The organism is Lysinibacillus sp. GbtcB16 (assembly GCF_019091145.1).
GTDB lineage: Bacteria > Bacillota > Bacilli > Bacillales_A > Planococcaceae > Lysinibacillus > Lysinibacillus fusiformis.
This window is the reverse complement of the sequence record NZ_JAGXJV010000233.1, coordinates 1-318: the sequence shown is the minus strand read 5'-3', so window position 1 is coordinate 318 and position 318 is coordinate 1. Positions and strand designations below refer to the sequence as shown.

General features: G+C 49.4%; 1 pseudogene. It reads left to right on the top strand.

The features are described 5' to 3' along the window. A pseudogene (locus KVT27_RS24105) lies at positions 1-186 on the top strand (methyl-accepting chemotaxis protein); the annotation flags it as partial. Positions 187-318: the final 132 nt, after the last annotated feature.

The following is a 318-nucleotide window of genomic DNA, read 5'->3' as shown; positions in this document are numbered from 1 at the left end:
GACCGGATCAGTTCCTCGTCGGTTACGATTAGCGATTCTACGAATAACTTGGCCGCTATCTCCGAGGAAGCTTCCGCGACGTTGGAGGAGCTATCGGCTACCTTGCAATCGCTGCTCGTTAACAATCGCAAAAACCTGGAGCGCATTAAAGAGGCTGAGATGAATTTGCGCGTTGTAACAGGGTAATGCAGAAAAGCTATCCGCCCGGATGGGGGGATAGCTTTTTTTATTTCGACCGTATTGATTAACGCTCGTTCCGTTCGGTTCGCAGCTCGTCGCTTGTTCGATTAACTCAACTCGTTCTATGGTTTCGGTCTA